Below are 26,863 nucleotides of genomic sequence, written 5' to 3' on the forward strand. Positions count from 1 at the left end.
CGAGTCAGCCGACCGGAATCGGCGAGGCGGCCATCAGGTCGCGCGTGTAGGGGTGGACATGGTCGGCGTCGACCGCGTCGATGGGCAGCAGGTCGACCAGCTCGCCCCGGCGCATCACGGCGATGCGGTGGGCGATCTGGCGGATCAGGTTGATGTCGTGGGTGATGAAGAGATAGGCGGCCCCGGTCTCCGCCCGCAGCGCCAGCAGCAGCTCGATGATCGAGGCCTGGACCGAGACGTCGAGCGGGGCGGTGATCTCGTCGCAGATGACCAGCGAGGGCTTGGCGGCGAAGGCGCGGGCGATGGCGACGCGCTGCTTCTCGCCGCCGGAAAGCTGGTGCGGCCAGCGGGTGGCGTAGGCGGCCGGCAGCCGCACCTGTTCCAGCAGCCGGCCGATCTCGGCTGTCAGATTGGTGGAGCCGATGCCGAACAGCTTCAGCGGGCGGGACAGGATCTCCCCCACCGTCTGGCGCGGGTTCAGCGAGCCGTCGGGATGCTGGAAGACGATCTGCACCGCGCGGCGGTAGGCGCCGTCCATGTCGCGGACCGAGCCGATCGGCCGGCCGTCGTAGCGGATGCCGCCGGAGAAGTCGGCCAGCCCGGTCAGCGCCCGCGCGATGGAGGATTTGCCGGAGCCGGACTCGCCGACGATGCCCAGGATCTCGCCGGCCTTGATGTCGAAGCCGACCGCGTGGGTCGCCGGCGGCGGGGGTGGACGGAACAGGCGCGGCCGGGCATAGCGCACCGAGACCGCCTCGGCGGCGAGCAGGACGCGGTCGCCCGGCCGGTCATGGACCAGCCGGTTTTCCGGGCGCGGCACCGCCGCCACCAGCTTGCGCGTCTCCTCGTGGGCGGGACGGGCGAAGATCGAGGCGGCCGGCGCCTCCTCCACCAGCCGGCCCTTCTTCATCACCGCCACCCGGTCGGCGACGCGCGAGACCAGGGCGAGGTCGTGCGAGATGTAGAGCGCCGCCACCCCGGTCTCGGCACGCAGCCGGGCGAACAGGTCGAGGATGCGGGCGCCGGTGATGACGTCGAGCGCCGTGGTCGGCTCGTCGAAGACGATCAGTTCCGGCCGGCAGCCGAAGGCGGTGGCGATGAGGATGCGCTGCTTCTCGCCGCCCGAGATCTCGTGCGGATAGCGCCGCATCAGCGCGTCCGGATCGCGCAGCTCGACATGGCCCAGCAGCTCCAGCGCCAGATCCCAGGCGGCCCGCCGGGTCAGGCCGCGGTTGTGGACCAGCGTCTCCGTCACCTGCCGGCCGACGGTCAGCGTCGGGTTCAGCGCGGTCGAGGGATCCTGGAACACCATGCCGATGCGCCGGCCGCGGATCCGGGTCAACTCGCGCGGCGGCAGGCCGCGCAGGTCGGTGTCGCCGAGCCGGATGGTGCCCGACAGCTCGCGGGCGTTCTTCGGCAGGTGCCGCATGATCGCCCAGGCCAGCGTGCTCTTGCCCGAACCGGATTCGCCGACCAGCCCCAGCACCTCGCCGGGCGCGATGTCGAGGCTGATGTTCTGCAAAACCTGCAAGGGGCGGCTGCCGGTGAGGTAATCCAGCGTGTAGTCGCGCAATGAGAGGACTGCGGTCATCGTTCGTCCCGCGGGTTCATGGCGTCGCGCAGCCCGTCGCCGAGCAGGTTGAAGGCGATGGCGGTCATCGCGATGGCCAGCGACGGCGCGATGAGGATCCAGGGCGCCTGATGGACGTACTGGCGCGCCTCCGCCACCATCAGGCCCCATTCGGAGGCCGGCGGCTGGGCGCCGAGGCCGAGGAAGCTGAGGGTGGCGAACAGCATCACCGCGAAGGAGACGCGGATCGTCGCCTCGATCACCACCGGGGCCATGACGTTGGGCAGCATCTCGCGGAAGATGATCCAGGACGCGCTCTCGCCGCGCACGGTGGCCGACTTGACATAGTCCTGGCCGCGCACGGTCAGCGCCACCGCGCGGGTGACGCGCGCCATGCCGGGGGCGAAGGTGACGGCGATGGCGATCATCGCGTTGCCGGCGCCGTTGCCCAGCGTGCTGACCAGCAGCAGGGCGAGCAGCAGGCCGGGCACCGCCATCACCGCGTCGATGGTGCGCATGATCGCCTCGTCCCAGCGCCCGCCGAGATAGGCCGACGCGGTGCCGACCACCGCGCCGGCGACGGTGCCGAGCAGGGTGGCTGCCAGCGCCATCGGCAGGGTGGAGCGGGCGCCGACCAGCAGGCGGCTCAGCACGTCGCGGCCGAACTGGTCGGCGCCGAACCAGTTCTGCGCGCCGAGCGGGCGGAAGCGGCCGAGGAAGTCCATCTTCTCCGGGTCGTGGGGCGCCAGCCAGGGGCCGAACAGGCAGGCGGCGGCCAGCACCGCCAGCAGGATCAGGCCGATGGCGCCTTGCGGCGTGCGCATCAACCGGCGCAGCAGGTCAGTCATATCGGATCCTCTTGTCGAGGATGGCGTAGGCGACGTCGGCCAGCGTGTTGGCGACGGCGTAGGTCGCCGACATGATGAGGGCGCCGGCCTGGATCGACGGCAGGTCGCGGGCGGTGACCGCCACCATCAGCTGCCGGCCGATGCCGGGAATGGCGAAGATTTCCTCGATGACGATGATGCCGCCCAGCAGATAGCCGACATCCAGCGCCACGATGGTGACCACCGGCAGCAGCGCGTTGCGCAGGGCATGGCGGACCAGCACCGTGCGCTCCGGCAACCCCTTCAGCCGGGCGGCGCGGATGTAATCGCTGTGCAGCACGTCGAGCGTTTCCGACCGCACCATGCGGGCGACATGCGCCACCAGGATCAGCGAGGCGGTCAGTACCGGCAGGGCCAGATGCCGAACCGCCCCGCCGAAATCCTCCAGCGGCGAGACGTAGCCGGTGGCGGGCAGCCATTGCAGCGTGTCGGCCAGCAGCATCGCGAGCAGCGTCGCGGTGACGAATTCCGGGAAGGAGACTCCGAGATAGGAGATCAGCCCGGTCGCCATGTCGGCCAGCTTGCCCTGGCGCACCGCCGCCAGCATGCCCAGCGGCACGGCGATCACCAGCATGACCAGGATGGCGGCGGCGGCCAGCAGAAGCGAGCGGCCGAGCGCCGTCAGCATCTCCGGCCCCACCGGCTGGCCGGTGCGCATCGACAGGCCGAAATCGCCGGTCGCGGCGTGCCCGACCCAGCGCAGATACTGCCACCAGATCGGGTCGCCGAGGCCGAGGCGCTCGCGGATCGCGTTCAGCGCCTCGGCGGTGGCGTTCTCGCCCAGCAGGGTGACGGCGGCGTCCGCCGGCAGGGCCTGGGTGATGCCGAAGACCAGCACCGACACGATGAACACCGTGTAGAGGATCAGCGCCAGCCGCCGCAGGAGCCAGGACGCGCTCACGGCCTCAACCCCGCTTGGGCGCCGCCGCCCCGAGCGAGACGAAGTCGAGGCGGAACACCGAGCCGCGCGGGTGCAGCTCGTAGCCCTCGACATAATCGCGCCGTGCCGCCAGCAGGTCGAAGAAGACCGGGATGACCGACGGCACCTCGTCATGCATCAGCTGCTGCGCCTTGGCGTAGAGGGCGGCGCGCTCCGCCTCGTCGGTCTTGGCCCGCGCCTCGGCGACCAGGGTGTCAAAAGCCTTGTTGTTCCAGCGCGTCTCGTTCCAGGCGGCGTCGGAGGTGTAGAGCAGCGAGAAGACCGCGTCGGCGGTCGCCTGCATGTTGTAGAAGCCGACGTAGAAATTGCCCTTCTTCCACACCTGATCCAGGTAGGTGGCGTGCGGCATGGTCTGCACCTGGATGCGGAAGCCAGCGGGCTTCGCCATCTCGCGGATGGCGACCGCCAGTTCGGTGCGGGTGCCCGGCTTGTCCGACGCGATCATGGTCAGGTCGACGCCATTCGGATAGCCGGCCTCGGCCAGCAGCTTCTTCGCCTGGGCGAGGTCGGCCCTGCGCAGCGGCTGCTCGCGGTGGAAGCGGTAGGCCGGGCTGATCGGCGTGTCGTTGCCGGGGGTGCCGTAGCCGCCGGCGACGAAGCCGACCATCGCCTCGCGGTCGATGGACAGCGCCAGCGCCTTGCGGACGCGCGGGTCGGAGAAGGGCTTCTGGTCGCAGCCCATGTTGACGTTCAGGAATTGGCCCGACGGCACCCGCAGCGCCTTGACGCCGGAGGCCTTCTCCAGCCGCTGGTATTCGCCGGGGGCGGTGCCCAACATCAGGTCGATGTCGCCGGAGATCAGCGCCGAGGCCTCGGCGGTGCGGTCGGGATAGACCAGCACCTCGACCCGGTCGAGATGGGGGCGCGCCGGGTCGTAATAGGCCGGGTTGCGCTCCACCACGATCTTGCGGTCGGGCTCGAAGGAGACCAGCTTGAACGGGCCGGTGCCGACCGCGCTGCGCGACAGGCTGTCGAGGTCGGTCTCGATCACCTTGGCCGGGACGATGCGGGCGTTGGTGTAGGCCAGCGCCACCGGCAGGTCGGCATAGGGCGAAGTCAGGCGGAACAGCACGGTCCGCTCGTCCTTGGCCGTCACCTCCTTGATCGGGCCGACATTGGTGCGGCCCGGCGAGGCGGTCTTGGGGTCGAGGATGGCGGTGAAGGTGGCGACCACGTCGGCGGCGGTGCAGGGCGACCCGTCATGGAAGGTCAGGCCCGGCCGCAGAACGAAGGTCCATTCGGTCAGCGTCTGGTCGGGCGACCAGGATTCGGCGAGGTCCGGTTCCACCTTCATGCCGGCGGCGAGCCGCGTCAGGCCGGAATAGAGCAGCTCGGCCACCAGATATTCCGGGTTCACGCGGGTGCGCAGCGGGTGGATGACGCTGGCTGCCTGATCGACCGAAATGCGCAGCACGCCGCCGCGGCGCGCGGCGCTCTGCTGGGCGAAGGCCGGTGCCGCACCAGTCAGGCTGAAAGCGGGCAGGGCGCCGAGGCCAGCGGCGGTCCCGGCGAGGAAGAGGCGGCGGGTCACGGAACTCATCGGTCGGACTCCTTCTGCGGGCCGCGGCCTGGGGTCGGCACGGCGTTCGGTTCGGTGTTCTGGTCAGTCTTTTCGGGGATCAGGTCGGGGGCGAAGCCGGCGGCCAGATAGGCCAGCACGCTCTGCGCCAAGGCCACGATGTCGGCGACGGTGGTGTGTTCGTCGGGGGAATGGACGTTGCTCTCGGGCCGGCCGAGCCCGGTCAGCAGCACCTCCTGCATGCCGGTGCGCTGGACCCAGCCGAAGTCGGAGCAGCTCGCCGCCCCCCAGGCACGGAACTCGTCCGGGCGGTAGCCGAAGCCGGCCGACAGCGCCGCCTGCCAGCGCGGCCAGTGCGCCCCGGTCGGGTCGCCGGTCGGGGCGAGGTGGCCGACCAGCCGGATGTCCACCGCGATGTCGGGACTCCCGGCCATCGCATGGGCGACGGCCGTTTCGATCTCCGCCCGCGCCTCCTCATAATTCTCTTCCGGCGCATAGCGGCGGCAGACCAGGATCTCGAACAGCGAGGGGATCTGCCCGCCGCAGATGCCGCCATGGGCGGCGGCGATGTCGAGCCGGGCGGCCAGCGGGCCCGAGGCGGTCGGCGGCGGCGGCAGGGCCGAGGTCCGTTGCGCCACCACCGGCTTGAGGTCGGTCAGGGCCTGGAGCAGCGGCAGCGCCGCCTCGATGGCGTTGACGCCGGAGCCGGATTTGTTGCCCTCGCCGGCATGGACGGTGTGGCCATGCAGCCGGATCTGCAGGTTGAACAGGCCGAAGCAGCCCGCCCAGATGCGCGGCGCGGCACTGCCGTTGAAGTTCAGGACATGGCCCTTCAGCAGCCCCTGTTCGGCTAGATACCGCACGCCGGGATAAAGCCCGCCCTCCTCGTCGGTGCAGAACAGCAGCATCGGGTCGTAGGCAAGCGGCAGGCGGCAGGCCGCGGCGGCGCGCAGAGCCAGCAGCACGGCGGCGATGGTGCCCTTCATGTCGGCGGCGCCCAGCCCGTAGAGACGGTCGCCCTCGCGGGTCAGGCGGAGCGGATCCTTGTCCCAGCCTGGAGCGGCGGGCACGGTGTCGACATGGAAATAGAGCCCGAGAACCGGCTTGCCCGTTTCCCGTTCGCCGATGAGATTGGTGCGCCGGCCGGACGCCGGCCCGCCGGGCACCCGCCACAGGGCGTCGGGGACAACGACCCGGCTGGAGCGGAAGCCCAGCGGGGCGATCAGCTCATCCATCAGGTCGGCGAAGGCGTCATAGCCGGCACCGGGAGGAAAGGACGTGTCGACAGCGATCATACGGGCGAGATCGGCCACGGCGGGTTCCGCCGACCGCGCGATCCAGGCCATCGCCGCATCGAGGGAGTCGTCGCCGGTGGGCTGGCCGCTTCCGTACCGATTGTCCATGACAGGCTCGCTGTTTTCTATATTCTATAAAGAAATGTGACCGGCGCACAAATCTTTGTCAATCGTCAAGATTTCAGCAATTTCCGACTATTTTTGAGGCATCAGTGACCAAAAAGACGGCGAACATGGCGGGTGACCTGCCGATTCCGCTCTATGAGCACGTCAAGCGTCGCATGGCGGATGCCATTCTGCTGGGCGAATGGCCGCCCGGCATGGTGCTGCCGGGCGAGGTCGCGCTGGCCGCCGATTACGGAGTTGCGGTGGGAACGATGCGCCGCGCGCTGGCCGACCTGACCGCGGACGGCATGCTGATGCGCCGGCGCAAGACCGGGACGGTGGTCACCGGGCGCACGCCGCAGCACAGCCTGCGCTTCTTCTTCCAGTATTACCGCCTGCATGGCGGCGACGGCCGGCTGCTATCGTCCGAGGCGGTGGTGACCGAGGTTGGGCAAAGCCCGGCCACTGTCGCCGAAGCCGCCCTGCTGGGCGAGGCGCCCGGGGAGCCGCTGATCCGCATCGCGCGGCTGCGCCGGGTGGAGGGGCGGGCGGTGATGCGCTCCCACATCGCGCTGGTCGCCCGACGGGTGCCCGATTTCCCCCTGGAACCATCATTGGTGCCGCAGCGGCTCTACATCCATCTGCTCGACGTTCACGGCATCCGCATTTCCGCTGTGCGCGAACGGGTCTCGGCCGGGCTCGCCACCGCCGAGGATCGCGCCCACCTCGGCGTTCCCGACCCGACGCCGCTTCTGGTCATCGACGAGGAGGCGTTCGACCAGACCGGAACCCTGACCATCATCAGTCATCACAGGACGCTGACGGACGATCACAGATATGTGAACGAAGTGCGCTGACGGACGAGAAAGCGATGCAGCGCAACATCATATAATCGGCTCTGCGTCCGCCACGACGCCATTTCTTGCAGACGCACGTGATCCTGTGGTCGTGAAAGCCGGAACGATTGCGAGTCACCTTCGCCGTCGGGCAGGCGTGCCCTCAACTGAGAACGCGCCTGCCCGGGAGTGCTCTAAAATTCGAGAAAGAGCAGAACTTATTGCCTGTATTCTATTTTGTCCGTGAACAACACGCACGTCCGATTTCCACTCTTTACTCCACCGTCACGCTCTTTGCCAAATTCCGGGGCTGATCCACGTCGGTGCCCTTCAGCACCGCCGTGTGATAGGCCAGGAGCTGCACCGGAATGGCGTAGAGCAGCGGCGCCACCAACGGGTCGCAGGCCGGAAGTTCGACCGACCAGCGGACCTTGTCCTTCAGCTTGTCGATGCCCTTCCTGTCGGCCAGCAGCAGAACCTTGCCGGACCGCGCGCAGACCTCCTGCACGTTCGACACCACCTTCTCGAACAGGGCGTCGGACGGCACCAGCACGATCACCGGTACATTGTCGTCGATCAGCGCGATCGGACCATGCTTCAACTCACCGGCGGCATAGCCTTCGGCGTGGATGTAGCTGATCTCCTTCAGCTTCAGCGCCCCTTCCAGCGCCAACGGGTACATGGCGCCGCGGCCGAGATACAGCACATCGCGCGCCTCCGACACCTCCTGCGCCAGTTCCTTCAGCCGCCCGTCATGAGCCAGCACGTCGGCGGCGCGGGCGGGAACCTCGCGGAGCGCGTGGGCGATCTGCTGCATCCGTTCCTGGTCGATGGCGCCGCGGGCGCGGCCGACGGTGACGGCAAGGCAGGCCAGCGTGGTCAGCTGGGTGGTGAAGGCCTTGGTCGAGGCGACGCCGATCTCCGGACCCGCCATGGTGTAGAGCACCGCGTCGGATTCGCGCGCAATGGTGCTTTCCGGCGCGTTCACGATGGACAGGATCTTCTGGCCCTGACGCTTGCAGTAGCGCAGGGCCTCCAGCGTATCCAGCGTCTCGCCCGACTGCGAGATGAACAGCGCGATGCCGCCCGGCGGCAGCGGCGCCTCGCGGTAGCGGAACTCCGAGGCGATGTCGACCTCGACCGGGATGCGGGCCAGCGTCTCGAACCAGTATTTGGCGACGAAGCCGGCGTAATAGGCCGTGCCGCAGGCGACAATGGTCAGCTTGGACGCGCCGGCCAGATCGAAGGGGAAGTCCGGCAGGGTGAAGGTGCCGGTTTCCGGGTTGATGTAGGCGTTCAGCGTGTCGCCGATGACCTGCGGCTGCTCGTAGATTTCCTTGAGCATATAGTGGCGGTAGCCGTCCTTGCCGATCAGGGCGCCGGAGACGGCGGTGGTCTTCACCGGGCGCTCAACCACCGCATCCGATGCGTCGTGGACAATGGCGGCGGTGCGGCTGACCTCGCACCAGTCGCCATCCTCCAGATAGCAGATGCGGTTGGTCAGCGGCGCCAATGCGAAGGCGTCGGAAGCCAGATACATCTCTCCCTCGCCATAGCCGATGGCCAGCGGCGTGCCATGGCGGGCGCCGATCATCAGTTCATGCTCGCCGGCGAAGATCAGCACCAGGGCGAAGGCGCCGGTGAAGCGCTTGAAGGCGGCGGCCGACGCCTGGACCGGCGTCATGCCGTGCTGGTCCAGGTAATAGGTGACGAGGTGGACGATCACCTCGGTGTCGGTGGCGCTTTCAAAGACATAGCCGTGGCCGGTCAGCTCGTCCTTCAGCTCCTGGTAATTCTCGATGATGCCGTTGTGGACGACGGCGACGCGCTTGGTGGCGTGCGGGTGGGCGTTGTTCTCGGTCGGGCCGCCATGGGTGGCCCAGCGGGTGTGGCCGATGCCCACAGTGCCCGACAGCGGCTGGTCGCGCAGTTTCAGGTCCAGGTTGCTCAGCTTGCCCTCGGCGCGGCGGCGTTCGATGTGGCCGTTCACCAGGGTGGCGACCCCGGCGCTGTCATAGCCGCGGTATTCGAGCCGGCGCAGGCCTTCCACCAGCCGGGGGGACGCGTCGTGAATGCCGTTGATGCCGATGATGCCGCACATGGACCTGATGCTCCTGAAAAGATGCCGACCGGAGAGAAGACCCGAACCGACCTTACGCCTTTTTCGCTTTCTCGTTTTGCTTCCGTTCGCGGAAACGCTTCGCCCAGCCGGCGTAAGCCTTCTGGCTGCCGCGGGCGACCACCAGCGCGTCGGCCTCCACCGCCATCGTCACCACGCTGCCGGCGCCGACGATGGCGCCGTCGCCGATGACCACCGGGGCGACCAGTGCGCTGTTCGAGCCGATGAAGGCCCCGGCGCCGATCTCCGTCCGGAACTTCCCGAAGCCGTCGTAATTGCAGGTGATGGTGCCGGCGCCGATGTTGGCCTTGGCGCCGACGCGGGCGTCGCCGATGTAGGTCAAATGGTTGGCCTTGGCCCCGGCCTCGATCACCGCGTTCTTCACCTCGACGAAGTTGCCGATGTGGGCATCCGGGCCGATCTCCGCCCCGGGCCGCAGCCGGGCATAGGGGCCGATGACGGCGCCGCTGTCGATACGCACGCCTTCCAGATGGCAGTAGGGCTTGATCTCCACCCGGTCGCCGACCGTCACCCCGGCGCCGAAGAAGCAGCCCGGCCCCACCACCACGTCGCGGCCGAGCCGGGTGTCGACGCTGAGGAAAATGCTGTCGGGGTCGATCAGGGTGGCGCCATTGTCCATCGCCGCCTTGCGCAGGCGGCGCTGCAGCAGCTTTTCCACCTCGGCCAGTTCGGCGCGGGAGTTGACGCCGACCACCTCGGCCGGGGCGGCCTCGACCACGGCGCAGGCCATGCCGGCGCGGCGCGCGATCTGGACCACGTCGGTCAGGTAATATTCGGACTTGGCATTGTCGTTGCCGACGTTGCCGATCAGGTCGAACATGCGGGCGCCGTCGAACGCCATCAGGCCGGCGTTGCACAGCCCGACCGCGCGTTCCTGCTCGCTGGCGTCGAGATACTCGACGATCTTCTCCAGCCCGCCGCGGGCGTTCAGGATCAGGCGGCCATAGGCGCCGGGATCGTCGGGACGCATGCCCAGCACCACCACCGCCGGGTCGCTCGCCTGCCGGCGTGCCTGCACCAGGGCGCGCAGCGTGTCCGGCGTGACCAGCGGCGTGTCGCCGTAGAGCACGATGACGTCGCCGGTGAAACCTTCCAGCAGGCCGAAGGCGGCGCGCACGGCATCGGCGGTGCCGCGCTGCTCATGCTGGACGGCGGTGGGGTAGGGGGCGACGGCGGCGGCCACGCTGTCCATACCGGGACCGACGACGACGACGACATGGTCGGGGTCGAGCGCCTTCACCGCGGCCAGCACATGCCCGACCATCGGCCGGCCGGCCACCCGGTGCAGCACCTTGGGCAGATCGGATTTCATGCGCGTGCCCTTGCCGGCGGCGAGGATCACGCAGGCGAGCGGACGATGGGCCATGGTGGTGTTCCTGGTCGAGCCTTGAAGTGGAAGGGGAAACCGGTCGATGGAGGCGCCGTACTTGAGCCGGTAAAGGTTAAGACATCACTGCCGGAACGGACGACGCTTCTTCCGGAGTGGGCGCCGCACCATCGGCAATTCCGAGAGTGGTGTGCCACAGCACGCGGTGGAAGCCCAAGTCAACTTTTGTTTCAATCTGCAATAAACAAATGTTTCCAACGAGTTACCTGCCTAATTTTCCTACGTTTTCCGTCGGTAATTTTCCAGCTTCGCGATGGCTGCGTTCGCCCTTTGTCGCTGATCCGCCTGACGTGTGTAAATCTCGAGATTTTTCAGTGACATGTGCCCTGTGATGGCCGCGATCTCCAGAGCCGAACAGCCGGCCTCCGCCAGTAGCGAGGCGGAGGCCTTCCGCAAGCCATGGAAAACGTAACCCTTCAGCTCCGGATGAGCTTTGATTGCCAAACGGACGGCGTTGGAAAATCCTATTCTGTTCCAGGGCTGTTCGGAAGCGGGGTTTACCAGTATTGTCACGGAGGTAGCGTTTCTCTTCCACTCCGTCAACTCGGCCTTTAGGTCCGCGTGGCACGGTACCCACAGCCGGGTACCGGTCTTTTTCTGAGTAACCTGGATCGCAGAGCCGTCATAGTCATCCCACCGCATCTTGATGAGGTCGGATGACCTCTGGCCGGTGTAGAGCGCCAGCACCACGGCCCGGCGCATAGGCTCCTTGAAGTGGGTGAGGGCGAAATCGACCGCCCGGTCCGGCCACCGCTCCCATTCGCCGAGCTGGAGGCGTTCGACGCCGGCGGCCGGGTTCGCCAGCACATATTCCCGGTCGACGGCGAACTTCAGCAGGATCGACCAGATGCTGATGATGCTGTTCGCCAGCCCCGGCCTGTCCGCGTAGCTGTCGCGCATGCCGAGGATGTGGCGCCGCCGGACATCGCTGATCGGCACATGCAGCACCTCCTCGAACTTGCCGAGGACGCCCAGATAGTCCTTCTTCGTTGAGGGGGCGAGCTTGGAGTATTCGGGCGACCGCCGGTATTCCTCGACGATGGCGCCCACGGTTCTTGGTTCGTATCGGCGCTCTGGATAGCGGTATTCTCTCACTTCACCGCTTGCCAGGCGCCGCCTTACGATTTTCTCGCGCGGCATGATTTGCCCTTTCGAATGCCTGATCGGGATCGGCAAAACGCCGACCGCGGGGAGTGTACACCCGGTCGAAAGTCTCTCTCAGGGTGCGGATCGCCTGCTCCAGATCGGCCACCCGGCGGCGGAGAAAGGCCAGCTCGCGTTCCTGGGTGTTCACCGGTCCGCCTCCCGCTTTTGCTGCCGCTCCCTGCGGCCAGTCCGTTGAAAGTGCATCTCAGGAATCACGGCGCAGGATGCAGGCCGCGACCGCGTCGCGGTGCCGGCCATGGGTGACGTCCAGCAGGGTCCAGGTTCCGGCCCTGCCGGCGAGCTGGTCCGCGAGGCTGCTGAAATCGAGCGCTCCCAGCAGCGCCAGCAGGACCGCCCTCTCGCCGGAGGACAGGACACCGAACAGCCGTTCAGCGGCACGCCACACACCGCCGTCGGTCCGGCTGTTGTGGGCGATCGCCGCCGCGGTGAGCCTTGCCCAGCACGAGCAGCCGGCAATGAGATCGGCCGGCAGGCCGAGACGGCGGACAAGTTCGCCGCCGGGGCCAGCGAGGAAATCCAAAAGGGTCAGGTTCACGGCAACTCCTCCCATGCCCCGCTGGCGCGGTCATGGTCATCTGCCTCAGATGCGTAGCGGGCTGGCGACGAAGCCGCGCCCGTAGGGCCGCCGCGCCTCCCCCAGGAACTCCAGCACCGCCTCCGGCGCCGTGTAGGTTTGCAGGAACAGCCGCACCATCGCCGTCAGCGGCAGGTCGGTGGCGTGGAACCGGTCATGCACCGCGCTGACCAGCACGTCGCGGTTGGCGTAGCCCTCCAGCTCGGCGATGTGGTCGAGCAGCAGCCAGGACGTCACGTCCAGCCGCATCGAGGTCCGGTGCGAAATCCGGCGGTTGGCGATCACCACGTTGTAGGTGACCAGTGGCGTCGCCCCGTCCTTCGGCAGCGCCGGCGCCATGTGGCGCAGCGTGCGCTCCATCTTCCCGGACAGATCGCCGAAGCTTCGGTCCATTGCCACGTTCTGCGGTCCGTCCCTGCGTTGTAACGGGACCTTGATCGCTCCCTTCATCGGTCGCACTCCAACAGCGCCTGCATCCAAGGGTACTGGCGTTCACGCCATACCCTGTATTAGGATGGGCGGTATACCGTGATTTCGTCAATGGCAAAAATCACGGTAAAGCGATCATTCTGAACCCTGCCCGCGGGCTGACCGGAGGGGTTCCCCTTTGCCGCCAGCCGCCTTCGCGCAACTTGTGGAAACCGGTTGAGAAACGATGCGACTTTTTCGTTTGCCCAGGCGGGGCGGTGCCATAGGATGCCGGCGCCTCTCACCTTCCCATCCAGGAAGGCGGAGGCAGGGAGACGCCATCTCCCCACCCACGCGGCTGCCAACCGCATCGATGAGCCGTGCTGAGCCGGGGCGCGCACCCGTGCCCAGCCGCACACCTGTCCGCCTACCGGGGCCGGCCCCGGTAGAGTGTTGATTTATGGGGGGTTGGCGGTGCCGAACACACCGAAGAACGAAAAGACCGAAGACTTATCGCATCGCAAGGCGCGCGAGGATCGCGCGGTCGAACTGGTGACGCAGCTGTGCCGCCGCGACGGCGCGGACAAGATCCTGCCGCTGATCGACCGCTGGATGAGAATGCGCCGGAGCCGGGCGGCTAGGTGCGCCGCTCAAGAACCCGGATCAGGGCATCGAAATCCTCGGTAGACCATGAGCGGAAGGTCCGGCGGGTCTTCACCTGCATTTCCCAGTCGGGATCGCCATAGGCCAGCAGCTCGGCCAGCGACAGGCCGGCGCCTTCCGCAAGCTTGGTCAGGGTGTCGATGGTGCTGTTGGCGCCATTGAACGCGTCCAGAACCGTTGTGGCTGGCAGCTTCGACAGGCCAGCCCAATGGTTCTTGGACCGCAGGCGCTCCTTGTGCGTCTGAAGAACACGATTGAGTGCTGCGGCGATGTCGGTCTTGGGCGGCGTATCCATGCCGGCATTATGCGGACCCCGTGCAAAAGCGCGAGAACGCTGTGCCGATGAATCTATCTCGTGCAGCACCGATGAGCCCCCTTGACATTCACGGTATAGCGTTGAATCCTGATGGGCATGAAGCACGTCATGCACATCGATGCCTCGATTCATCGGATCTGCGCCTTCGCCCGGCATCAGGGCTGGAGTGCGGAGTCATTCGGCCGAGCCGCCGCCGTGCCGCCCAGCACCGTGCGTGACGTGCTCCGCCAGGAAGGCAACCCCACCGCTACGACCCTGCGGGCCATGGAGGCGGTGATTCCCCACGATTTCATGACCGATCCCGTCGCGCTGGCCAGCAGCGGCCTTTGCGCGCCGATCCTGGGAAAGCCGCGGAAAAAGAGGCGGACATGAACAGGGAGATCCGGCAAGGCGCCACACCCTCGGTTGTTTCGGCGGGAAGCATCGCTCGCACTGAGCGACTGCGCAACCCCCAAGCTCCGGCTCGGGCGCAACGCTTTCCCGCCGCCGAATCAGGCGCCGCCGGTCCGGCCCGGTCAATCGGGAGCGTCCCGAGTCCGGCCAGCCGCCGCCACAGCCACCGATCCGCCGGGTTCCTTGTCCGTACCGGCGGAGCGGTCGCGGCCGGAGTCGCCATCCGACTCCGGCCGCTTTCCCTGCCTGGGGCCGGCCATGCCCACCGCTGACCCGGCCCTCACCGACGCGCAGCGCGCCGTCCTGGCTGCCTGGCCAGCCTTCGAGGCCGCCGCCGCGGTGACATGGTGCAGCGTCGACCGCCTGGTGCGGACGCTCTGCCACCGCGACTCCCTCGCCGATCTGCCCGACGACGACGCGGCCGAGCTGCTGGCGCTGATGCAGCGCGCCACCGACCGCCTGCATGGCTTGCGGCCGGCATCCCCGCAGCGGGGATCCGCATGATCGGGCCCCGCCCGACAGCCAGCCCCCCTTCGGATCCCAGATCTATCCAGAAAACCAACGGCTTCCCCCGCGAGGCCCGCCCCCTGGCCCGCCATCGCGCCGGCTGCGCCATGGCGCGCGGCCCGCCGTGCGGCCGCTCGACGGTCGCCAGTCAGCCGCCCCCATCGACTTTGAAGACCGCGCCGCTTTCGGCCGCCAGACGGCCGGAAGCGATGCGCGTCTTCACCCCCTGACGCCGCACGCCCCCGCGCCGGTGAACCCTGGAGCTTTGCCCGATGGCATCGCCACGCGCGCCGCCCTGACCGGCGCCGGCTTCTCCCCGTAAGCCCCCGTCATCCGGTGCCCAGCGTCCGCCCTTGCCGGTGGCCGCGCCGCACCCGTCTTGTCCCCACCGTTGCGCGCCCGCGCGGCGGTGAACGCCGGAGCCTTGCCGTGTATCCGCGCGCCCCGCCCTGAGACGGGACGGCCCCGCCGAGGCCGCCCCGCTAGGACCGCAATCATCGCCAATGCCCCATGCCCCTGCCGTGCCCACGGCGGGAACGCGGCGATCTGCGTCCAGAGGCTAACAGAAATCAGGATTAAAATCCGCTGTTCCTTGCAGCCACGGATTCGTGCGCCCGCAGGGAGCCGCATTGCCGCCGGCCGGCCACCGCGCCGCCGGGGAGGTGCCCCCATGTCCTCGTCATCCGCCTCGACCACCCCCGCAACCCCCGCCGCCAAACCGCAAGCCGCCTTCCGCGAGACCGTCGGCCGGTTCCGCTGCGCCGTTCTGGCCTGCCCGGCGCTGAAGCCGCGCGACAAGCTGGTCGCCCTGGTGATGCTGGAGCGCGTCAACCGCCAGATGTTCGAGGCGCTGGGCCTGCTGCTGACCTGGACCGGGGTGGAGGCGGTGGCGCGGCTCTGCGCCCTGTCCACCCGCGATGTGGAGCGGGCGCGCAGCGCGCTGCTGGCCGCCGGCGTCATCGTCCGCGACCGCGCCGGCGGCAGGGGCCAGCCCACCCGCATGCGCCTGTGCCTGGACTGGCTGGAGCGCGAGGACGGCCCGGCCGGCGACGCCCCCGATCCGTCCGACGATCCATCGCCCGACAGCGGTGTCGCCGACACGGGAGTCGGCCAAAGCGCCCAACGCCCGCCAACCGCCCCCGGATCGCCCGCCGGAACCGGCCTTCATCGCCCGACACTGGTGTCGGCCAAACCCTGTGATAAAACCCGTGAACCCACGCGCGCGAGCCCACACGCGAGCGCCGGCACCAGCCCGCCACCATCCGCCGCCGACATCGAGCGCGACGGCCACGCCCGAATCGCCCGCCGGATCGGCGCCGTCCAGCATGCGACGTGGTTCCGGGGATGCAGGCTTGGGCTATCCGGGGATCGCAGGCTGACCATCACCGCGCCGAATCGCTGCGTCGCCGACCGGATTCGGGTGGCCTACGAGCTGGAGCTGCTGCGGCTGTTCCATGTCGAGGCGGTGGACATCACCGTCGCCGTTCCGCCGGTCGCCGCCGATTCGGCCTTCCTGCTGATCGAGGGGAGGGCCTGAGCCATGCCCGTCCAGCCCGGCACCCTGTCCCGCCGCCGGCCCGACCGGCAGTTCCGCCTGGATCTGGGCGATCCGCCCCGCACCGCGCGCCACCGGCCGGTGCAGCCTCAGCGCGAGGCCGACGCCCTCTATCGCGCCGTCCAGGCCCTGCGCGCCGCCGGCCATCGGGTCTATCGCTGCGGCGCGCTGCACCGGGTGGACGAGCGCCTGTTGACCACGGCGGACCTGATCCGGCTGCGCCATGCCGATCCGCGGTGCCGACAGCCCGAGGGGGAGCGGTGATGGCCGGGCTGGGGCTGGTCTTCGCCTTGCTCGGCGCCGCCATGCTGGGCGGCTTCGGGTGGGAGCTGGGGCGCTGCGCCGCCCGCTGGCTGCTGGGGCGGCGGGCGGACGTGACGATCCTGCTGCCGGGCCTGCACCGGGAGCGGCGGCGATCCGATGCGGAGTGACGCCGCCGGCCCGGTCAGGCGGCGCGGGGGGCGATGCTGCGCTGGATTTCCTCGCCATGGTCGGCGGCGGTGACGGACAGGTCATGCGCCATCTGAAGGTTCAGCCAGAATTCCGGCGTGGTGCCGAAATAGCGCGCCAGCCGCAAGGCGGTGTCAGCGGTGATGCCGCGCCGTTCGTTGACGATTTCCCCGATGCGGGTCGCCGGCACGCGCAGAGCCAGGGCCAGAGCATGGGCCGAGAGATCGAGCGGGACGAGGAACTCTTCGCGCAGAACCTCGCCGGGGTGGGTCTTGATCCGCATGGCGCCCTCCTTGGCGTCGGCCGGTCAGTGGTAATCGACGATTTCGACCTCGTGCGCGCCGCCGTCGCGCACGAAGACTATGCACCATTGGCAGTTGATCCGTATGGTGTGCTACCGGGCACGATCGTACTTCGGTCATTCCACGCGTTTCCATGTGGTAATCGCATATCGTATATTGGGGTTGCATCCAATGTGATCGTCTTATAATCAATCTATTCAAAGTAATGCTTTTCTGACCATTCGGTTCTTTCTTCTGATGATTGAGGATTTGATAATAGTATTGGGCAGTAGTATTGATGCTGATCCCATTTTGGGAATTCTGTGATATGCACCATGGAACTTATGTTTGTATCTTCTAATATAACTTCGGTTATCCCGTACTGAGCTATAAGCATAATAAACAATGCTGACGTCGACAGAAATGCATTCTCAAGGCTTGCTCCACTAAAATGCTTCTCTCTATCATGCTTTGTTTTGTTATAGTCGCTGTACCAATTCAAGACTTTATTTTCATGATCTGCGCTCCAATTCGTAAAAGGAGCGAAATCTCCTATCCAAGGATATTTTGGAAAAGAAATTTTGTATTCATTTAGTCTCATAGGTGCGCATAACTTTCTATAATCATTGACTATCAAGTTCTTGTTTTTTCTTTTCTCATTTTCATTATAGAAATTTTTCTTCAAAACCCCCTTCCAGCACGACTCAACCTCAGTGCAAGAGATAATCAATAAGTTCCTTATCTTATTACCATATACTTTATCCATGCTTCCTTTATCTGGATGAACATATTGACAGATATTATCTAACTCACTTAAAAGAACGTTTAGTTGGCTTCTCATTATAGCCAAGTTGTTAATATCATCTATGTCAGACGGGCAAAAAGTATCGCTCGGAAAATGATCGAGAGGATTAAAACCATAGTTTTTTAGTACAGGCCTAGCCATTCTTGGAAAATACTGGCCCGGCTGATGTTCCAGCTCGTAGAATGATCTGCGTGGTAAATTAGTAAATTCTTCGATATCATCCCATCTGTCATGAAATCCTTCCTTAAATGTTATGTGTGGCTTATCGTTTAAATTTATCATGCTTCTGTCAATTCTCTCTGCATGTCTATCTGAGATTTTCCAGATTTGATAAAATTTACCGTGCACGCAAACTTCATTATAAGGGGCCGTAGCCGGAATATATTCCGCAATATAGAATTTGCAATCAGAATTCATTTTCTTCTCCAATTCCCCTATTATTTACTGAGAGATTTCTGCGGTCTTTATAAAGGAGTGAATATCTATCTCTTTTGGTGATAATCCGGCCATATGTAAAGCAATTTGCGCTTTAATTGCGCTCTTGATACTATCGTCACCAATGCTTTCAACTATTGCTTCTGCCCTTTGCATCTGCTGGTCCTTTCGAAGTCGGTCATACAGTTCAGTGGCGCGTTGGCGTGTTTGTTCAGCTTGTCTAAAAAACAGAGCAGCAATGGCATCCACAATGACTCCTGGCAATATTTTTACAACCGTAAGCATGTTTGCGTCATCTATCCCATAAGATGCATACATGATATATATGAAACCAATTGTCGCAGCAAATATGCTAAATAGAAACTGAACTCTTGCTTGCGACAGTGCTTGTTGATGATAGTTTGTGACTAGATCCTCGACAAGTTTTGAATTGTCTTTTCGATCTGTCTCTCTCTCAAAAGAGAATTTATCTGCACTGACATGGTGGTTATTTTCAATTCCTCGGGTAACTTCTGATTTATCGGATTTAACAGTTTCATAAGAATTTCCTGTCATCGCTGAGTTGAATATATTTTTTGATATTAGTTCAATTTGTAACTTCCTTTGCTGTGCCTTTTTCTGCCTTTCTGCTAACGCATTGATTGCTATCCCAGCTATGCCGGTGAGTGCAGCAGCAACCGAAGCTGCACCACCAATTTCTGAAATCCATGAAATAATCTCGCTAGACACTTAAGCCTCATTAACTAAAGTCCTCGCAGTGGTTATTTTATCAGTGATTGCATAAATATAAAGCGAGAAAATTTCGTCTTCTACAGATGAGAGTGCTTCGCGTTGGTTTAGCGTCTTGACGGGCATCCCCAACGGAGCGACTCTTCCCCCGGAGCCTCGAAACCTCCACTAGGCGGCAAGCCACCCGCGCGTTTTCGCGATGTGGCTCTTTTCATGCCCGGACTCTGTCCGTAGCATGCCCCTTCGCCGGGGGTCGGATAATACAACACCCGCAAGGGGAATAGTCCGGCCTGTCCTAGTCAGGTTTCGAGCCCCCGGCACCAGGGCTGTCGTCGAAAGCAGTCCTTCTGCCGGAAATCCCGGACTAGGAGGGCTCGCCATGGAAACCGTGGGCGACAACGGGCAGGTCTTGCCCAACTTATCTACCTCTGACATCGACGTTGCGATAAGCAGCGAACCACGCATCCTGGATCTGCGCTTGGCCGAGGCGCTGGGCTTCGGACGCCCGCGTGATATTCGACAGTTGATCGAGCGACATCGTAAGGTGCTGGAACAGCTTGGGGAGGTTTGCGGCACCGTACCGCAAACCTCTCGGAAGGGCGGCCGCCCAGCCACCGAGTTCTGGCTGACGAAGAAGCAGGCCGTCTATCTCTGCACCAAGGCCGAGACCGAACGCGCCATCACCGTCACCATCCAGATCGTCGAGCTGTTCGACGCCGTGACCGGCGGGGCCGCGCATCCCGCCCTGGCGCCGGTCCTCACCCGCGCCGACCTCGACGCCATCGACCGCCGCGCCCGCCGGATCGGGCAGGAGGAGGAGCAACGGGCGCGCTCTGCCCTGACCGACCGGGCGCTCGACCGTCTGCGCCGGGGCGAGCGGATCGACATCGCCTCGCTGTCCGCCGCCCGGCCGGATGAGCCCGCCGCTCTGCCCCCGCCGCCCGCCCGGACGCGCGAGGAGAGCATGGACCTCGCCCTTGCCCATCTGCGCGCCCTGCCGCCCGAGCTGCGGCAGGAGGGCTTCCGCCTGATGCACGCCATCAAGGCCCACAGCGACGCCCTGAAGGCGCTGAAGGCCGCGACCGAGGCGATCAACTCCCCGCTCGACACCATCGCCGAAATCCTGGAACGCGAGGCGACCCTCATCCGCCAGACCATCGCCGCCCAGGCGGTCCGGCCCGGACAGGGGGGCCGGACATGAGGACGATCCTGGTGGTCCAGGGGAAGGGCGGCGGTCCGAAGACCGCCACCGTCCGCAATCTGGCCGTCGCGGCCGCCGTCGCCGGCCGGCGGGTGGGCACGCTCGACACCGACCCGCAAGGCTCGCTGACCCACTGGCACGGCCTGCGCCCGGCCGACGCCGCCCCGATCCTCCACGAACAGCGCCCGCTGGGCGCGGTGACGGAGCGGCCGACTCCGCACGGCCTCGACCTGCTGGTGATCGACACCCCGACCGCGGTGGAGAACTTCCCCCAGGCGACCGCCCTGCTGTTCGACTGCGCCGATCTGGTGCTGGTGCCCGTCCGCCCCGGCCCGGAGGATCTGGTCAGCATGCAGGCCATGCTGCCCTACCTGCGCACCCGGCGCCGGCCGCTGCGTCTGCTGCTGAGCCAGGTCGTCCCGCGCCTGCGCGAGACCGCCGACGCCCGCGCCATCGTCTCCGCCATGGGGGCGGTGGCGCCGGTGGAGATCCCGCAGCTTCAGGAGGTGCCGCGCAGCTTCATCGCCGGGCTGGGCACCGCGGAGATCCCCGGCACCCGCACCGGCCCACTGTTCCGCGACCTCTGGCTCCACCTGTCCGCCGCGATGGAGGGCTGACCCCATGTCCCGATCCGACTCAGGGCCCAGGCCGCCCGCCCGCCGCAGCCTGGGCGATGCCCGCCTGTCGATGCTGGCCACCCCGCGCCCGCTGACCACGCGGGCCGAGTTCGCCGCCGACATCCGCCGCGAATGGTCGAACGCCCTGGAGGCGACCATCGCCGTCGGCCGCCGCCTGAACGAGGCCAAGGCGGCTCTGCCCCATGGCGAGTACGAGGCGATGGTGGCGACCGACCTTCCGTTCAGCACCTCCACCGCCCGCAAGCTGCGCGAGATCGCCGCCTTCGTTGACGAGGGGCAGGTGCCGCTGGACCGTCTGCCGGAAGCGATGAGCACGCTTTACGCCATCGCCACCCTGCCGGACGACACCCGCCAGCAGGCCCTGGACGCCGGCACGATCCACCCGACGGTGACAAGGGCGGAGGTGGAGGCGCTGAAGGTGCCGGCGGCAACGCTGGCGCCGGCCCGGCCGGTGGAGAAGGGGACCGCTCCGCCCCCGGCGCCGGCGCGCGAGTCACGCTTCGCGGCGGCCCTGTCGCTGCCGTGGACCACGGACCCGGCCGATCCAGGGGCCATCACCGTCGAGCTGGACGGCGTGCGCCGCTACCTGCTGGTGATGGTCGCGCCCGATCCGGCTACGGCGGACGTGGTGCGGCATGTGGTGGAGTTGCATAACGCGGGATTGAGCGGATAGGTGCGTTCCCGAACTTGGCTGGACGTATCTGGTCGTTGGTCGAGCATACATTGTGGTACGCGGTCCACATATGGCCTGTTGATACGGGGCATATATTTGGTCATTTCTTTTTGTGTTGAATGTAAATTCTCTTGGAGTTGCTGATTTTGACGTTTTATCTAATAGAACAACAAGGGGTGTAAAGTCGTCAAGCGCTTTATCAGCGTATTAAAAAGCTATAGAAATTCTGTGCGGTTCTCCGATAAGTCTGCCTGAATACGTTGAAATCCTCTGTGGCTTACTCACCATCCATGCTGAACGGCGTTGATAAAAAACAATTATGTGCGTGACCGTTTGCCCTTCTCTGGATTGTGCAGCTTCGGCACATGTGATGCGGGGTTGAAGAACATGAGAAAAAATTTTATTTTTGATTAGAGGCACCCGTATGCGCTGCCTTCAAGGTAGAAAATTATAATTTAACCAACTATCGAGCGAGGCGGAGATGAACCGGCAGGCTATATTAGGTTTGATAGCGTCAATTGCTGCCATCGTCGGAGCTTTTGCGACTATAATGGCTTCATTGAGCACAACAATGTCAAACAAACAAATTATAAATGGAGATAATAATACCAGCGTAGCAAACGTAAATGGAAATGTTACAATTGAAAAAGATAGCGAAGCCAAGAAATTTGCAGATAATATAAAGCATTTGTTAATCAATTTTCCGAGAAATAACGAAAAAGCGTGGGGAAATGATGATATATTTAGTTTTGCTGAGATGGATGGAAAAATAGTGAGCGTCTTTGATAAATTATTTGAACTAAATGGAAGCATTATCTACATAAGATTTTCTACATATGTGGGTGCTGGATTTGGGATTAATGATTTGCCTAAAGAGCAAAAAATAAAAGCTGGGGTGTTGTTCGACTTAGGGCAAATTGACGGGTTTGGCGGGGATATTTCTAATTATGTATATGGTTATCAAGTTAAGCTTGATAGCTACAGAGAGAAATGGGGTAAGGGCATAGAAGCAACGCTGTTATTTCCTAAAAGCGGGAACGCTTTCTTCGAAGTTCATTATATGAAAAGCATGAATTTTGAGGGCATGGCAAGGGTAAAAATATCCGGAATACAAGGAAGTCAATTTATAGAAATAATACCTGTAGTGCCAACAGACAGCATGATAGCAAAATATAATCAAATAAAAAGCAAAGTTGGGTCTCTGAAGAACAACGAATTTTAGTCATAATAATTATCAAAATTTTGCTTTGGTCATAAAAATGAGGGCGGTGTTCTTATTTTCTTGCTTCGTGTGATTACCGACTCATTCGGTGTGGGCGGTGCTTCATCTGTGAGCTAACGCTTGTACATCGTTTACAGGCTTCGGTAGATGGGCGACGCCTGCCTGTCGGTGCGGGCCCCCTGCGCCAGATGCCGCCTGCTTAGCCCCAGACCAAGCAGGCGGCGGATTGTCACTTGCGCACACCGCTATGCACGACAAACCGAACAGACGTGTTGTCGGCCTTGTAGACCGTCATGCGGGCGCCGCGGAACACGATGTCGGTGGGCCCTGTGGCTGAGACCGTATAGGTTAGATCCTGTTGGAATGCCGGCCTGGCCATCTGATCCACGAACTCTCGATACGTGATGTTCAGGGTGTTGCCCGAGATCCCGTTGTAGAGGAGTTCGTACTTGAACCCTTTTCCAGAGCTGTTGAGCTGCGTTAACTCGTAGCCGACTGGCGGCATCGGCTTGTCGCCCCAGTTGTCAGCGAGTGCCGGTATAACCGCCTCGAGGCGTTTGTCGTTGTCGCGGTCGAAGAAGCAGGCGTGGAAGACCGGATTGCCGAAGATATTGTAGATGATTGGTGTCGTCGAGCAGTAGCTCAACTGTTTGTCGATCCGTGACTCGACGAGCGTATAGCCGGCCGGGGCTTTGATCGTCATGGCTTGGTAGCCAGTGTTCAGATCGTCGAGAAGGACAGCGCCGTTCACAGCCCGATAGTCAAATTGCCCAAACATTACGTCGCCGACGCTTACGGCCGTCTCTTTCCCGAACTCAGTCGTCTGGCCGACGTTATGGCGCGCCGGGGCAACTTCAATCGTCGTGCAGCCAGTGGCTAATAAAGCTATGGAAAAAACTACAGCCGCTCTAAGCATGAATTTTTCCCTTTGCATACTTGTCTCGCGGGGCGCGTTAACGTTGAGCATCCGGCCTGATATGCGCCGAAAGAGCTTGGGCGCTGTTACCATTTTCCGGATTTCTGTTCAATGGTCATTCAACCGGGGGCGGCCTGGAGCCGAAGTGGCGCTCTGAATGGGCCGCGGCGCCGTCAGGCCTGCACCACCGGCACTTCGTCCAGCCGCGTGGTATAGCTGGGCGAACGTTGGTCCTGACGCATGTGCCAAGAGCGGCCGATGGTGGCCGCTGGCACCAGGGTGTTCCGTCCCATCCTGGTGTTGACCGCATCGAGCGCGGCCATCAACTTCGCGCCGCGTTGCCGATCGGCGACCTGCAGCAGGTCGGGCTGCACCTTTCCCTCCGGGATAAGGCCAGTCAGGATTACGCCAGCCTTGCTCATGTCGTAGCCGTCACGCCAGATCCGGCGAGCGCCGGCGGTTGCCGCAGCAATCAGCTGGAAGGTGTCACTGCTCGCCGGCTGTACCTCCACCGTCACCGCATTGCTGTAGCTTGGACCGGGGCGGAATGGCGAGGTGTGGCAGAATACCTGGACGGCTTCGGTCGCGAGCTTTTCCCCACGAAGCTTCTCCGCCGCCCTGGTGGCGTAGGTCGCCACTGCCTCGCGCATCTCATCCCACACCGTCACCGGCTGGCCGAACGAGCGCGTCACCGCGATGGTCCTACGCGGGCTGGGCGCCAGATCGAGCGGCATGCAGGTGATGCCGCGCAGCTCGTAGACGAGCCTTTCGCCGGTCACCGTCAGCACTTGGCGGGCGAGCCGCGGATCGAGGTCGCGCAAGTCGGCTGCGGTATGCACGGACAGCCGCTCCAGCTTCTCGGCCGATCGCCGGCCGATGCCCCACACTTCGGCGATTGGCACCCGCGCGAGGATCGCTTCCCGATCGTCCGGGTTGGTCAGGTCGCAGACGCCGCTATCATCTCGCAAGGCTTTCTTGGCTGCGAAGTTCGCCAGCTTCGCCAGCGTCTTGGACGGGGCGATCCCGACACAGGTGGGAATGCCGGTCCAGCGCCGCACTGTCCGGCGGATATCGGCGGCATAGGCGGGCAGGGAGCCCGTCATTCCGGTCAGATCAAGGAACGACTCGTCGATCGAATAGATCTCCAGAGCCGGAGCAAAGCCCCGCAGGCAATCGGTCACGCGGGCGCTGAGATCCCCGTAAAGGGCATAGTTGCTGGACAGGACCCGGACATTGTGGCGACGGACGAGGTCGCGCACCTCGAACAGGGGCTGGCCCATGGTGACGCCCAGCGCCTTCAACTCGGCCGACCGGGCGACGAAGCAGCCGTCGTTGTTCGACAGCACGCCGACCGGCACCCCCTCCAGCCGCGGGTTGAAGACCCGTTCGCAGCTCACATAGAAATTGTTGCAGTCCACCAGGGCGAAGGTGCTGGCCATCGTCAGCCCCGATGGATCCGGATGGTCGCGCTGACGACACCCCAGACTTCGAAGTCGCGGCGATCGGTGACGTCGATGACCTGATACGCCCGATCGTCCGTTTCCGGTGTGAGGTAATAGCGACCACGGCGGACCAACAGGCGCTTGCACACCAGCTCGCCATCCAGCACGGCAACCACCACGTCGTCATGCCGCGCCGTCAGGCTTCGGTCGACGATCGCCAAATCGCCATCGTGGATGCCGGCGCGAGTCATGCTGTGGCCCGAGATGCGCAAGGTGAAGGTGGCGCTGGGGTGCGGCACCAGCACCTCCGCAAGGTCGATGCGGCCTTCGACATAATCTGCTGCCGGGCTGGGGAAACCTGCCGAGATCACGGCATCGTATGAGGCAATTGGACATGAGCGCATCAAAACCAATTGCGGCTCGCACATGGCTTCCTCCTTGCTGCTGACACTGGCCGTCAGGATGGCGCGGCATGAGAACTTTTCAAGAACATTGATGGGTTGACAGCCGTTCCGCGCGACCCGCTTGGGGAAAAGCAACAAAAAACCCCGTCAGGGAAATTTGTCGCAAGGAATTGGTAATCCTTTTGGGCAAACAATCCTAACGACCCTGGCGGGTGTGTGCCGCCGGATGGCCGCCGGAGGTTGCCCCATGCCCGCCAATTCCAAGCTGATGCCTGCGTTTCTCGCCTATGAGGCTCTTGGTGAAGGCGAGTCCGACCTGATGGACGCGTTGCGTGGACAGTTGGAGGAAGTTCTGGCCAAGGGCACCATCCTGACCCCTGCCGACCTCTTCGCCAAAGCGCGTTACCTCCAGCATACCGCCCGGATCGATCCGGGCCTCATCAGCATGGAAGCTGTCGACACCCTGGTGGTGGGCATCGCCCTGCTGTGTGGCAATGCGTTGAGCCAGCCGGCCGTCATGCCAGCTGCGGCCTGATCGGGGGCGACCGTGGCCTTAGCCATCGCCCAGCCTGCGAATGACCGTCGCCGGCCAGTGGACCTGGAGGAACTGGTGGTGTGGGCCTGCCGTGACCAGCAAGCGCTGCGTGATGGCTGTGCGCTTCACATAGTCGAAGCTGCGGCGCAGTTCGGGATCCGAAACCAGCGCCGGCACCTGACCGGGAGCGACTATCCCGGTGCATGGGGAGTCGACAGCTGCGCCCGCTTGGCCGCGATCGGCGCCATTGGCACCAGGTTGGACGGTGGTGGCCCGACGCGCGGCCTTGCTCCCCGGATCGCCGCCGATGCCGAAGCCGTGGCGGCCGCCATCGAGGCGCTGCCGCCCGGCCAACGACGGTTGGTGCGAACCCACGGAGCGGCAGGCACTCGGCCGGATTGGTTGAGCCTGCAACAGCCGTTGGTCGCCTGCCAGCGGCCTTCAGACCGGCCGGGCCGCTATCGCCACCTGGTGGAGGAGGAGTGGCAGCCAACGCCGCTCCGGTCCGAATTGGCCGCGCGCTACCTGGCGCGGGGACAGTCGCTCTTCGACGCCAACGGCCGGCGCCGGATCGTTGAGGACGAGCGGGGGTTCAGTTTCCGCACCGTCGATGATGGGAAGCGGGAGTTGCTGGTGCGCTGGTGCCCATTGGAGCCGGAGCACAGCGACGCCGAGATCATCGAAGCCAACTGCGACTATGCCGAGTGGCATGACGGCCTGGCCGCGTTGCTGAAGTCGATGCGAGCCCGGCATCTGCTCGATCATCGCGTGACGGGCTTCGCCGCTCCTGCGCGTCCTTGGGAACTTATTCCTTGCAAAAAGGTCATTCCCTTGACAGAGTGAGCGGGACGAATTGCGTTCACAGGAAGG

General features: G+C 64.3%; 30 protein-coding genes. 12 read left to right on the forward strand and 18 right to left on the reverse strand.

From position 1 onward, the window contains the following. Window positions 1-4: 4 nt before the first annotated feature. The 5 genes from nikE to E6C72_RS16225 are packed head-to-tail and all read right to left on the reverse strand — an operon-like array spanning window position 5 to window position 6,319. Window positions 5-1,591, reverse strand: coding sequence for an ABC transporter ATP-binding protein (gene nikE / locus E6C72_RS16205; protein ID WP_109086434.1), 1,587 nt, complete (start codon window positions 1,589-1,591; stop codon window positions 5-7). Then, window positions 1,588-2,418 (reverse strand): ABC transporter permease, encoded by an 831-nt coding sequence (locus E6C72_RS16210; RefSeq protein WP_109086433.1) that lies wholly within the window; start codon window positions 2,416-2,418, stop codon window positions 1,588-1,590. The genes nikE and E6C72_RS16210 overlap by 4 nt, the downstream gene beginning before the upstream one ends. Further along, window positions 2,411-3,358: an ABC transporter permease gene (locus tag E6C72_RS16215; protein WP_109086432.1), complete on the reverse strand. Its 948-nt coding sequence runs from the start codon at window positions 3,356-3,358 to the stop codon at window positions 2,411-2,413. Before E6C72_RS16215 ends, E6C72_RS16210 begins: the two co-directional genes overlap by 8 nt. Window positions 3,359-3,362: 4 nt before the next feature. Then, window positions 3,363-4,937 (reverse strand): ABC transporter substrate-binding protein, encoded by a 1,575-nt coding sequence (locus E6C72_RS16220; protein WP_109086431.1) that lies wholly within the window; start codon window positions 4,935-4,937, stop codon window positions 3,363-3,365. Then, window positions 4,934-6,319 (reverse strand): M20 family metallopeptidase, encoded by a 1,386-nt coding sequence (locus E6C72_RS16225; RefSeq protein ID WP_109086430.1) that lies wholly within the window; start codon window positions 6,317-6,319, stop codon window positions 4,934-4,936. Before E6C72_RS16225 ends, E6C72_RS16220 begins: the two co-directional genes overlap by 4 nt. 104 nt (window positions 6,320-6,423) lie before the next feature. On the opposite strand from E6C72_RS16225, the gene E6C72_RS16230 reads away from it, so the two are divergent. Further along, entirely contained in the window at window positions 6,424-7,173 is a 750-nt protein-coding gene (locus E6C72_RS16230; protein WP_211100497.1) for a GntR family transcriptional regulator, read from the forward strand. A gap of 253 nt (window positions 7,174-7,426) precedes the next feature. On the opposite strand, the gene glmS is transcribed toward E6C72_RS16230, so the two are convergent. The 7 genes from glmS to E6C72_RS16265 form a co-directional block, all read right to left on the reverse strand. Then, a complete protein-coding gene (gene glmS, locus E6C72_RS16235; protein ID WP_109086428.1) occupies window positions 7,427-9,253 on the reverse strand; it encodes a glutamine--fructose-6-phosphate transaminase (isomerizing) in 1,827 nt (608 codons plus the stop codon). A 52-nt stretch (window positions 9,254-9,305) separates the two neighbouring features. After that, window positions 9,306-10,658 carry a bifunctional UDP-N-acetylglucosamine diphosphorylase/glucosamine-1-phosphate N-acetyltransferase GlmU gene (gene glmU, locus E6C72_RS16240; RefSeq protein WP_109086427.1) on the reverse strand — a complete coding sequence of 451 codons (1,353 nt, stop codon included), beginning with the start codon at window positions 10,656-10,658 and terminating at the stop codon, window positions 9,306-9,308. Between the two features lie 240 nt (window positions 10,659-10,898). Then, window positions 10,899-11,729 (reverse strand): tyrosine-type recombinase/integrase, encoded by an 831-nt coding sequence (locus tag E6C72_RS16245; RefSeq protein WP_109086426.1) that lies wholly within the window; start codon window positions 11,727-11,729, stop codon window positions 10,899-10,901. Between the two features lie 46 nt (window positions 11,730-11,775). Further along, complete coding sequence (locus E6C72_RS16250) at window positions 11,776-11,973, reverse strand: hypothetical protein (RefSeq protein ID WP_136700782.1); 198 nt, start codon at window positions 11,971-11,973, stop codon at window positions 11,776-11,778. A 57-nt stretch (window positions 11,974-12,030) separates the two neighbouring features. After that, entirely contained in the window at window positions 12,031-12,381 is a 351-nt protein-coding gene (locus E6C72_RS16255) for a hypothetical protein (protein ID WP_109086425.1), read from the reverse strand. 45 nt (window positions 12,382-12,426) lie between these two features. Further along, window positions 12,427-12,813, reverse strand: coding sequence for a ribbon-helix-helix domain-containing protein (locus E6C72_RS16260; RefSeq protein ID WP_247875780.1), 387 nt, complete (start codon window positions 12,811-12,813; stop codon window positions 12,427-12,429). 652 nt (window positions 12,814-13,465) lie between these two features. Beyond that, a complete protein-coding gene (locus E6C72_RS16265; RefSeq protein WP_109048454.1) occupies window positions 13,466-13,786 on the reverse strand; it encodes a hypothetical protein in 321 nt (106 codons plus the stop codon). A gap of 129 nt (window positions 13,787-13,915) precedes the next feature. Here E6C72_RS16265 and E6C72_RS16270 point away from each other — a divergent pair, with 129 nt between their 5' ends. From E6C72_RS16270 to E6C72_RS31790, 5 genes are all read left to right on the forward strand, one after another. Further along, entirely contained in the window at window positions 13,916-14,179 is a 264-nt protein-coding gene (locus tag E6C72_RS16270; RefSeq protein WP_109086438.1) for a hypothetical protein, read from the forward strand. A gap of 279 nt (window positions 14,180-14,458) precedes the next feature. Continuing rightward, window positions 14,459-14,704: a hypothetical protein gene (locus tag E6C72_RS16275; RefSeq protein WP_109086423.1), complete on the forward strand. Its 246-nt coding sequence runs from the start codon at window positions 14,459-14,461 to the stop codon at window positions 14,702-14,704. 673 nt (window positions 14,705-15,377) lie between these two features. After that, window positions 15,378-16,244 (forward strand): hypothetical protein, encoded by an 867-nt coding sequence (locus tag E6C72_RS16280; RefSeq protein ID WP_109086422.1) that lies wholly within the window; start codon window positions 15,378-15,380, stop codon window positions 16,242-16,244. Window positions 16,245-16,247: 3 nt separating this feature from the next. Beyond that, window positions 16,248-16,526, forward strand: coding sequence for a hypothetical protein (locus tag E6C72_RS16285; protein ID WP_108547805.1), 279 nt, complete (start codon window positions 16,248-16,250; stop codon window positions 16,524-16,526). Further along, the gene (locus tag E6C72_RS31790) at window positions 16,526-16,693 is read left to right on the forward strand and encodes a hypothetical protein (protein ID WP_158280178.1); all 168 of its coding nucleotides are present in this window, start codon (window positions 16,526-16,528) and stop codon (window positions 16,691-16,693) included. The genes E6C72_RS16285 and E6C72_RS31790 overlap by 1 nt, the downstream gene beginning before the upstream one ends. A gap of 14 nt (window positions 16,694-16,707) precedes the next feature. Here the strand turns inward: E6C72_RS31790 and E6C72_RS16290 are convergent, their stop codons facing one another. The 3 genes from E6C72_RS16290 to E6C72_RS16300 form a co-directional block, all read right to left on the reverse strand. After that, window positions 16,708-16,995 carry a HigA family addiction module antitoxin gene (locus E6C72_RS16290; protein WP_109048450.1) on the reverse strand — a complete coding sequence of 96 codons (288 nt, stop codon included), beginning with the start codon at window positions 16,993-16,995 and terminating at the stop codon, window positions 16,708-16,710. 212 nt (window positions 16,996-17,207) lie between these two features. Next, window positions 17,208-18,215, reverse strand: a complete 1,008-nt coding sequence (locus E6C72_RS16295) for a hypothetical protein (RefSeq protein ID WP_136700783.1) — start codon at window positions 18,213-18,215, stop codon at window positions 17,208-17,210. Between the two features lie 24 nt (window positions 18,216-18,239). Further along, window positions 18,240-18,962 (reverse strand): hypothetical protein, encoded by a 723-nt coding sequence (locus E6C72_RS16300; RefSeq protein WP_136700784.1) that lies wholly within the window; start codon window positions 18,960-18,962, stop codon window positions 18,240-18,242. A 523-nt stretch (window positions 18,963-19,485) separates the two neighbouring features. Between E6C72_RS16300 and E6C72_RS16305 the strand changes: the two genes are divergently transcribed. From E6C72_RS16305 to E6C72_RS16320, 4 genes are all read left to right on the forward strand, one after another. Further along, the gene (locus E6C72_RS16305) at window positions 19,486-20,163 is read left to right on the forward strand and encodes a hypothetical protein (protein ID WP_247882123.1); all 678 of its coding nucleotides are present in this window, start codon (window positions 19,486-19,488) and stop codon (window positions 20,161-20,163) included. After that, entirely contained in the window at window positions 20,160-20,780 is a 621-nt protein-coding gene (locus E6C72_RS16310; protein ID WP_109086420.1) for an AAA family ATPase, read from the forward strand. Before E6C72_RS16305 ends, E6C72_RS16310 begins: the two co-directional genes overlap by 4 nt. Before the next feature lie 4 nt (window positions 20,781-20,784). After that, window positions 20,785-21,474, forward strand: coding sequence for a DUF3102 domain-containing protein (locus tag E6C72_RS16315; RefSeq protein WP_109086419.1), 690 nt, complete (start codon window positions 20,785-20,787; stop codon window positions 21,472-21,474). A gap of 481 nt (window positions 21,475-21,955) precedes the next feature. Next, a complete protein-coding gene (locus tag E6C72_RS16320) occupies window positions 21,956-22,696 on the forward strand; it encodes a hypothetical protein (protein ID WP_136700785.1) in 741 nt (246 codons plus the stop codon). Between the two features lie 229 nt (window positions 22,697-22,925). Here the strand turns inward: E6C72_RS16320 and E6C72_RS16325 are convergent, their stop codons facing one another. The 3 genes from E6C72_RS16325 to E6C72_RS16335 all read right to left on the reverse strand — a co-directional run bounded on the left by E6C72_RS16325 (window position 22,926) and on the right by E6C72_RS16335 (window position 25,593). Beyond that, window positions 22,926-23,705: a hypothetical protein gene (locus E6C72_RS16325; RefSeq protein WP_136700786.1), complete on the reverse strand. Its 780-nt coding sequence runs from the start codon at window positions 23,703-23,705 to the stop codon at window positions 22,926-22,928. Window positions 23,706-23,785: 80 nt separating this feature from the next. Next, complete coding sequence (locus E6C72_RS16330; protein ID WP_109086417.1) at window positions 23,786-25,051, reverse strand: Y-family DNA polymerase; 1,266 nt, start codon at window positions 25,049-25,051, stop codon at window positions 23,786-23,788. A 2-nt stretch (window positions 25,052-25,053) separates the two neighbouring features. Next, on the reverse strand, window positions 25,054-25,593 hold the full coding sequence (locus E6C72_RS16335) for a LexA family transcriptional regulator (protein WP_247875779.1): 540 nt from the start codon (window positions 25,591-25,593) through the stop codon (window positions 25,054-25,056). Between the two features lie 112 nt (window positions 25,594-25,705). Between E6C72_RS16335 and E6C72_RS16340 the strand changes: the two genes are divergently transcribed. Together E6C72_RS16340 and E6C72_RS16345 are read left to right on the forward strand one after the other, a co-directional pair. After that, window positions 25,706-25,993: a hypothetical protein gene (locus tag E6C72_RS16340; protein WP_109086415.1), complete on the forward strand. Its 288-nt coding sequence runs from the start codon at window positions 25,706-25,708 to the stop codon at window positions 25,991-25,993. Window positions 25,994-26,050: 57 nt separating this feature from the next. Continuing rightward, window positions 26,051-26,836, forward strand: a complete 786-nt coding sequence (locus E6C72_RS16345) for a hypothetical protein (protein WP_247875778.1) — start codon at window positions 26,051-26,053, stop codon at window positions 26,834-26,836. Window positions 26,837-26,863 lie beyond the last annotated feature (27 nt).

Origin of the sequence: Azospirillum sp. TSH100 (assembly GCF_004923295.1) — a bacterium.
In the GTDB taxonomy this organism is placed as follows: Bacteria; Pseudomonadota; Alphaproteobacteria; order Azospirillales; family Azospirillaceae; genus Azospirillum.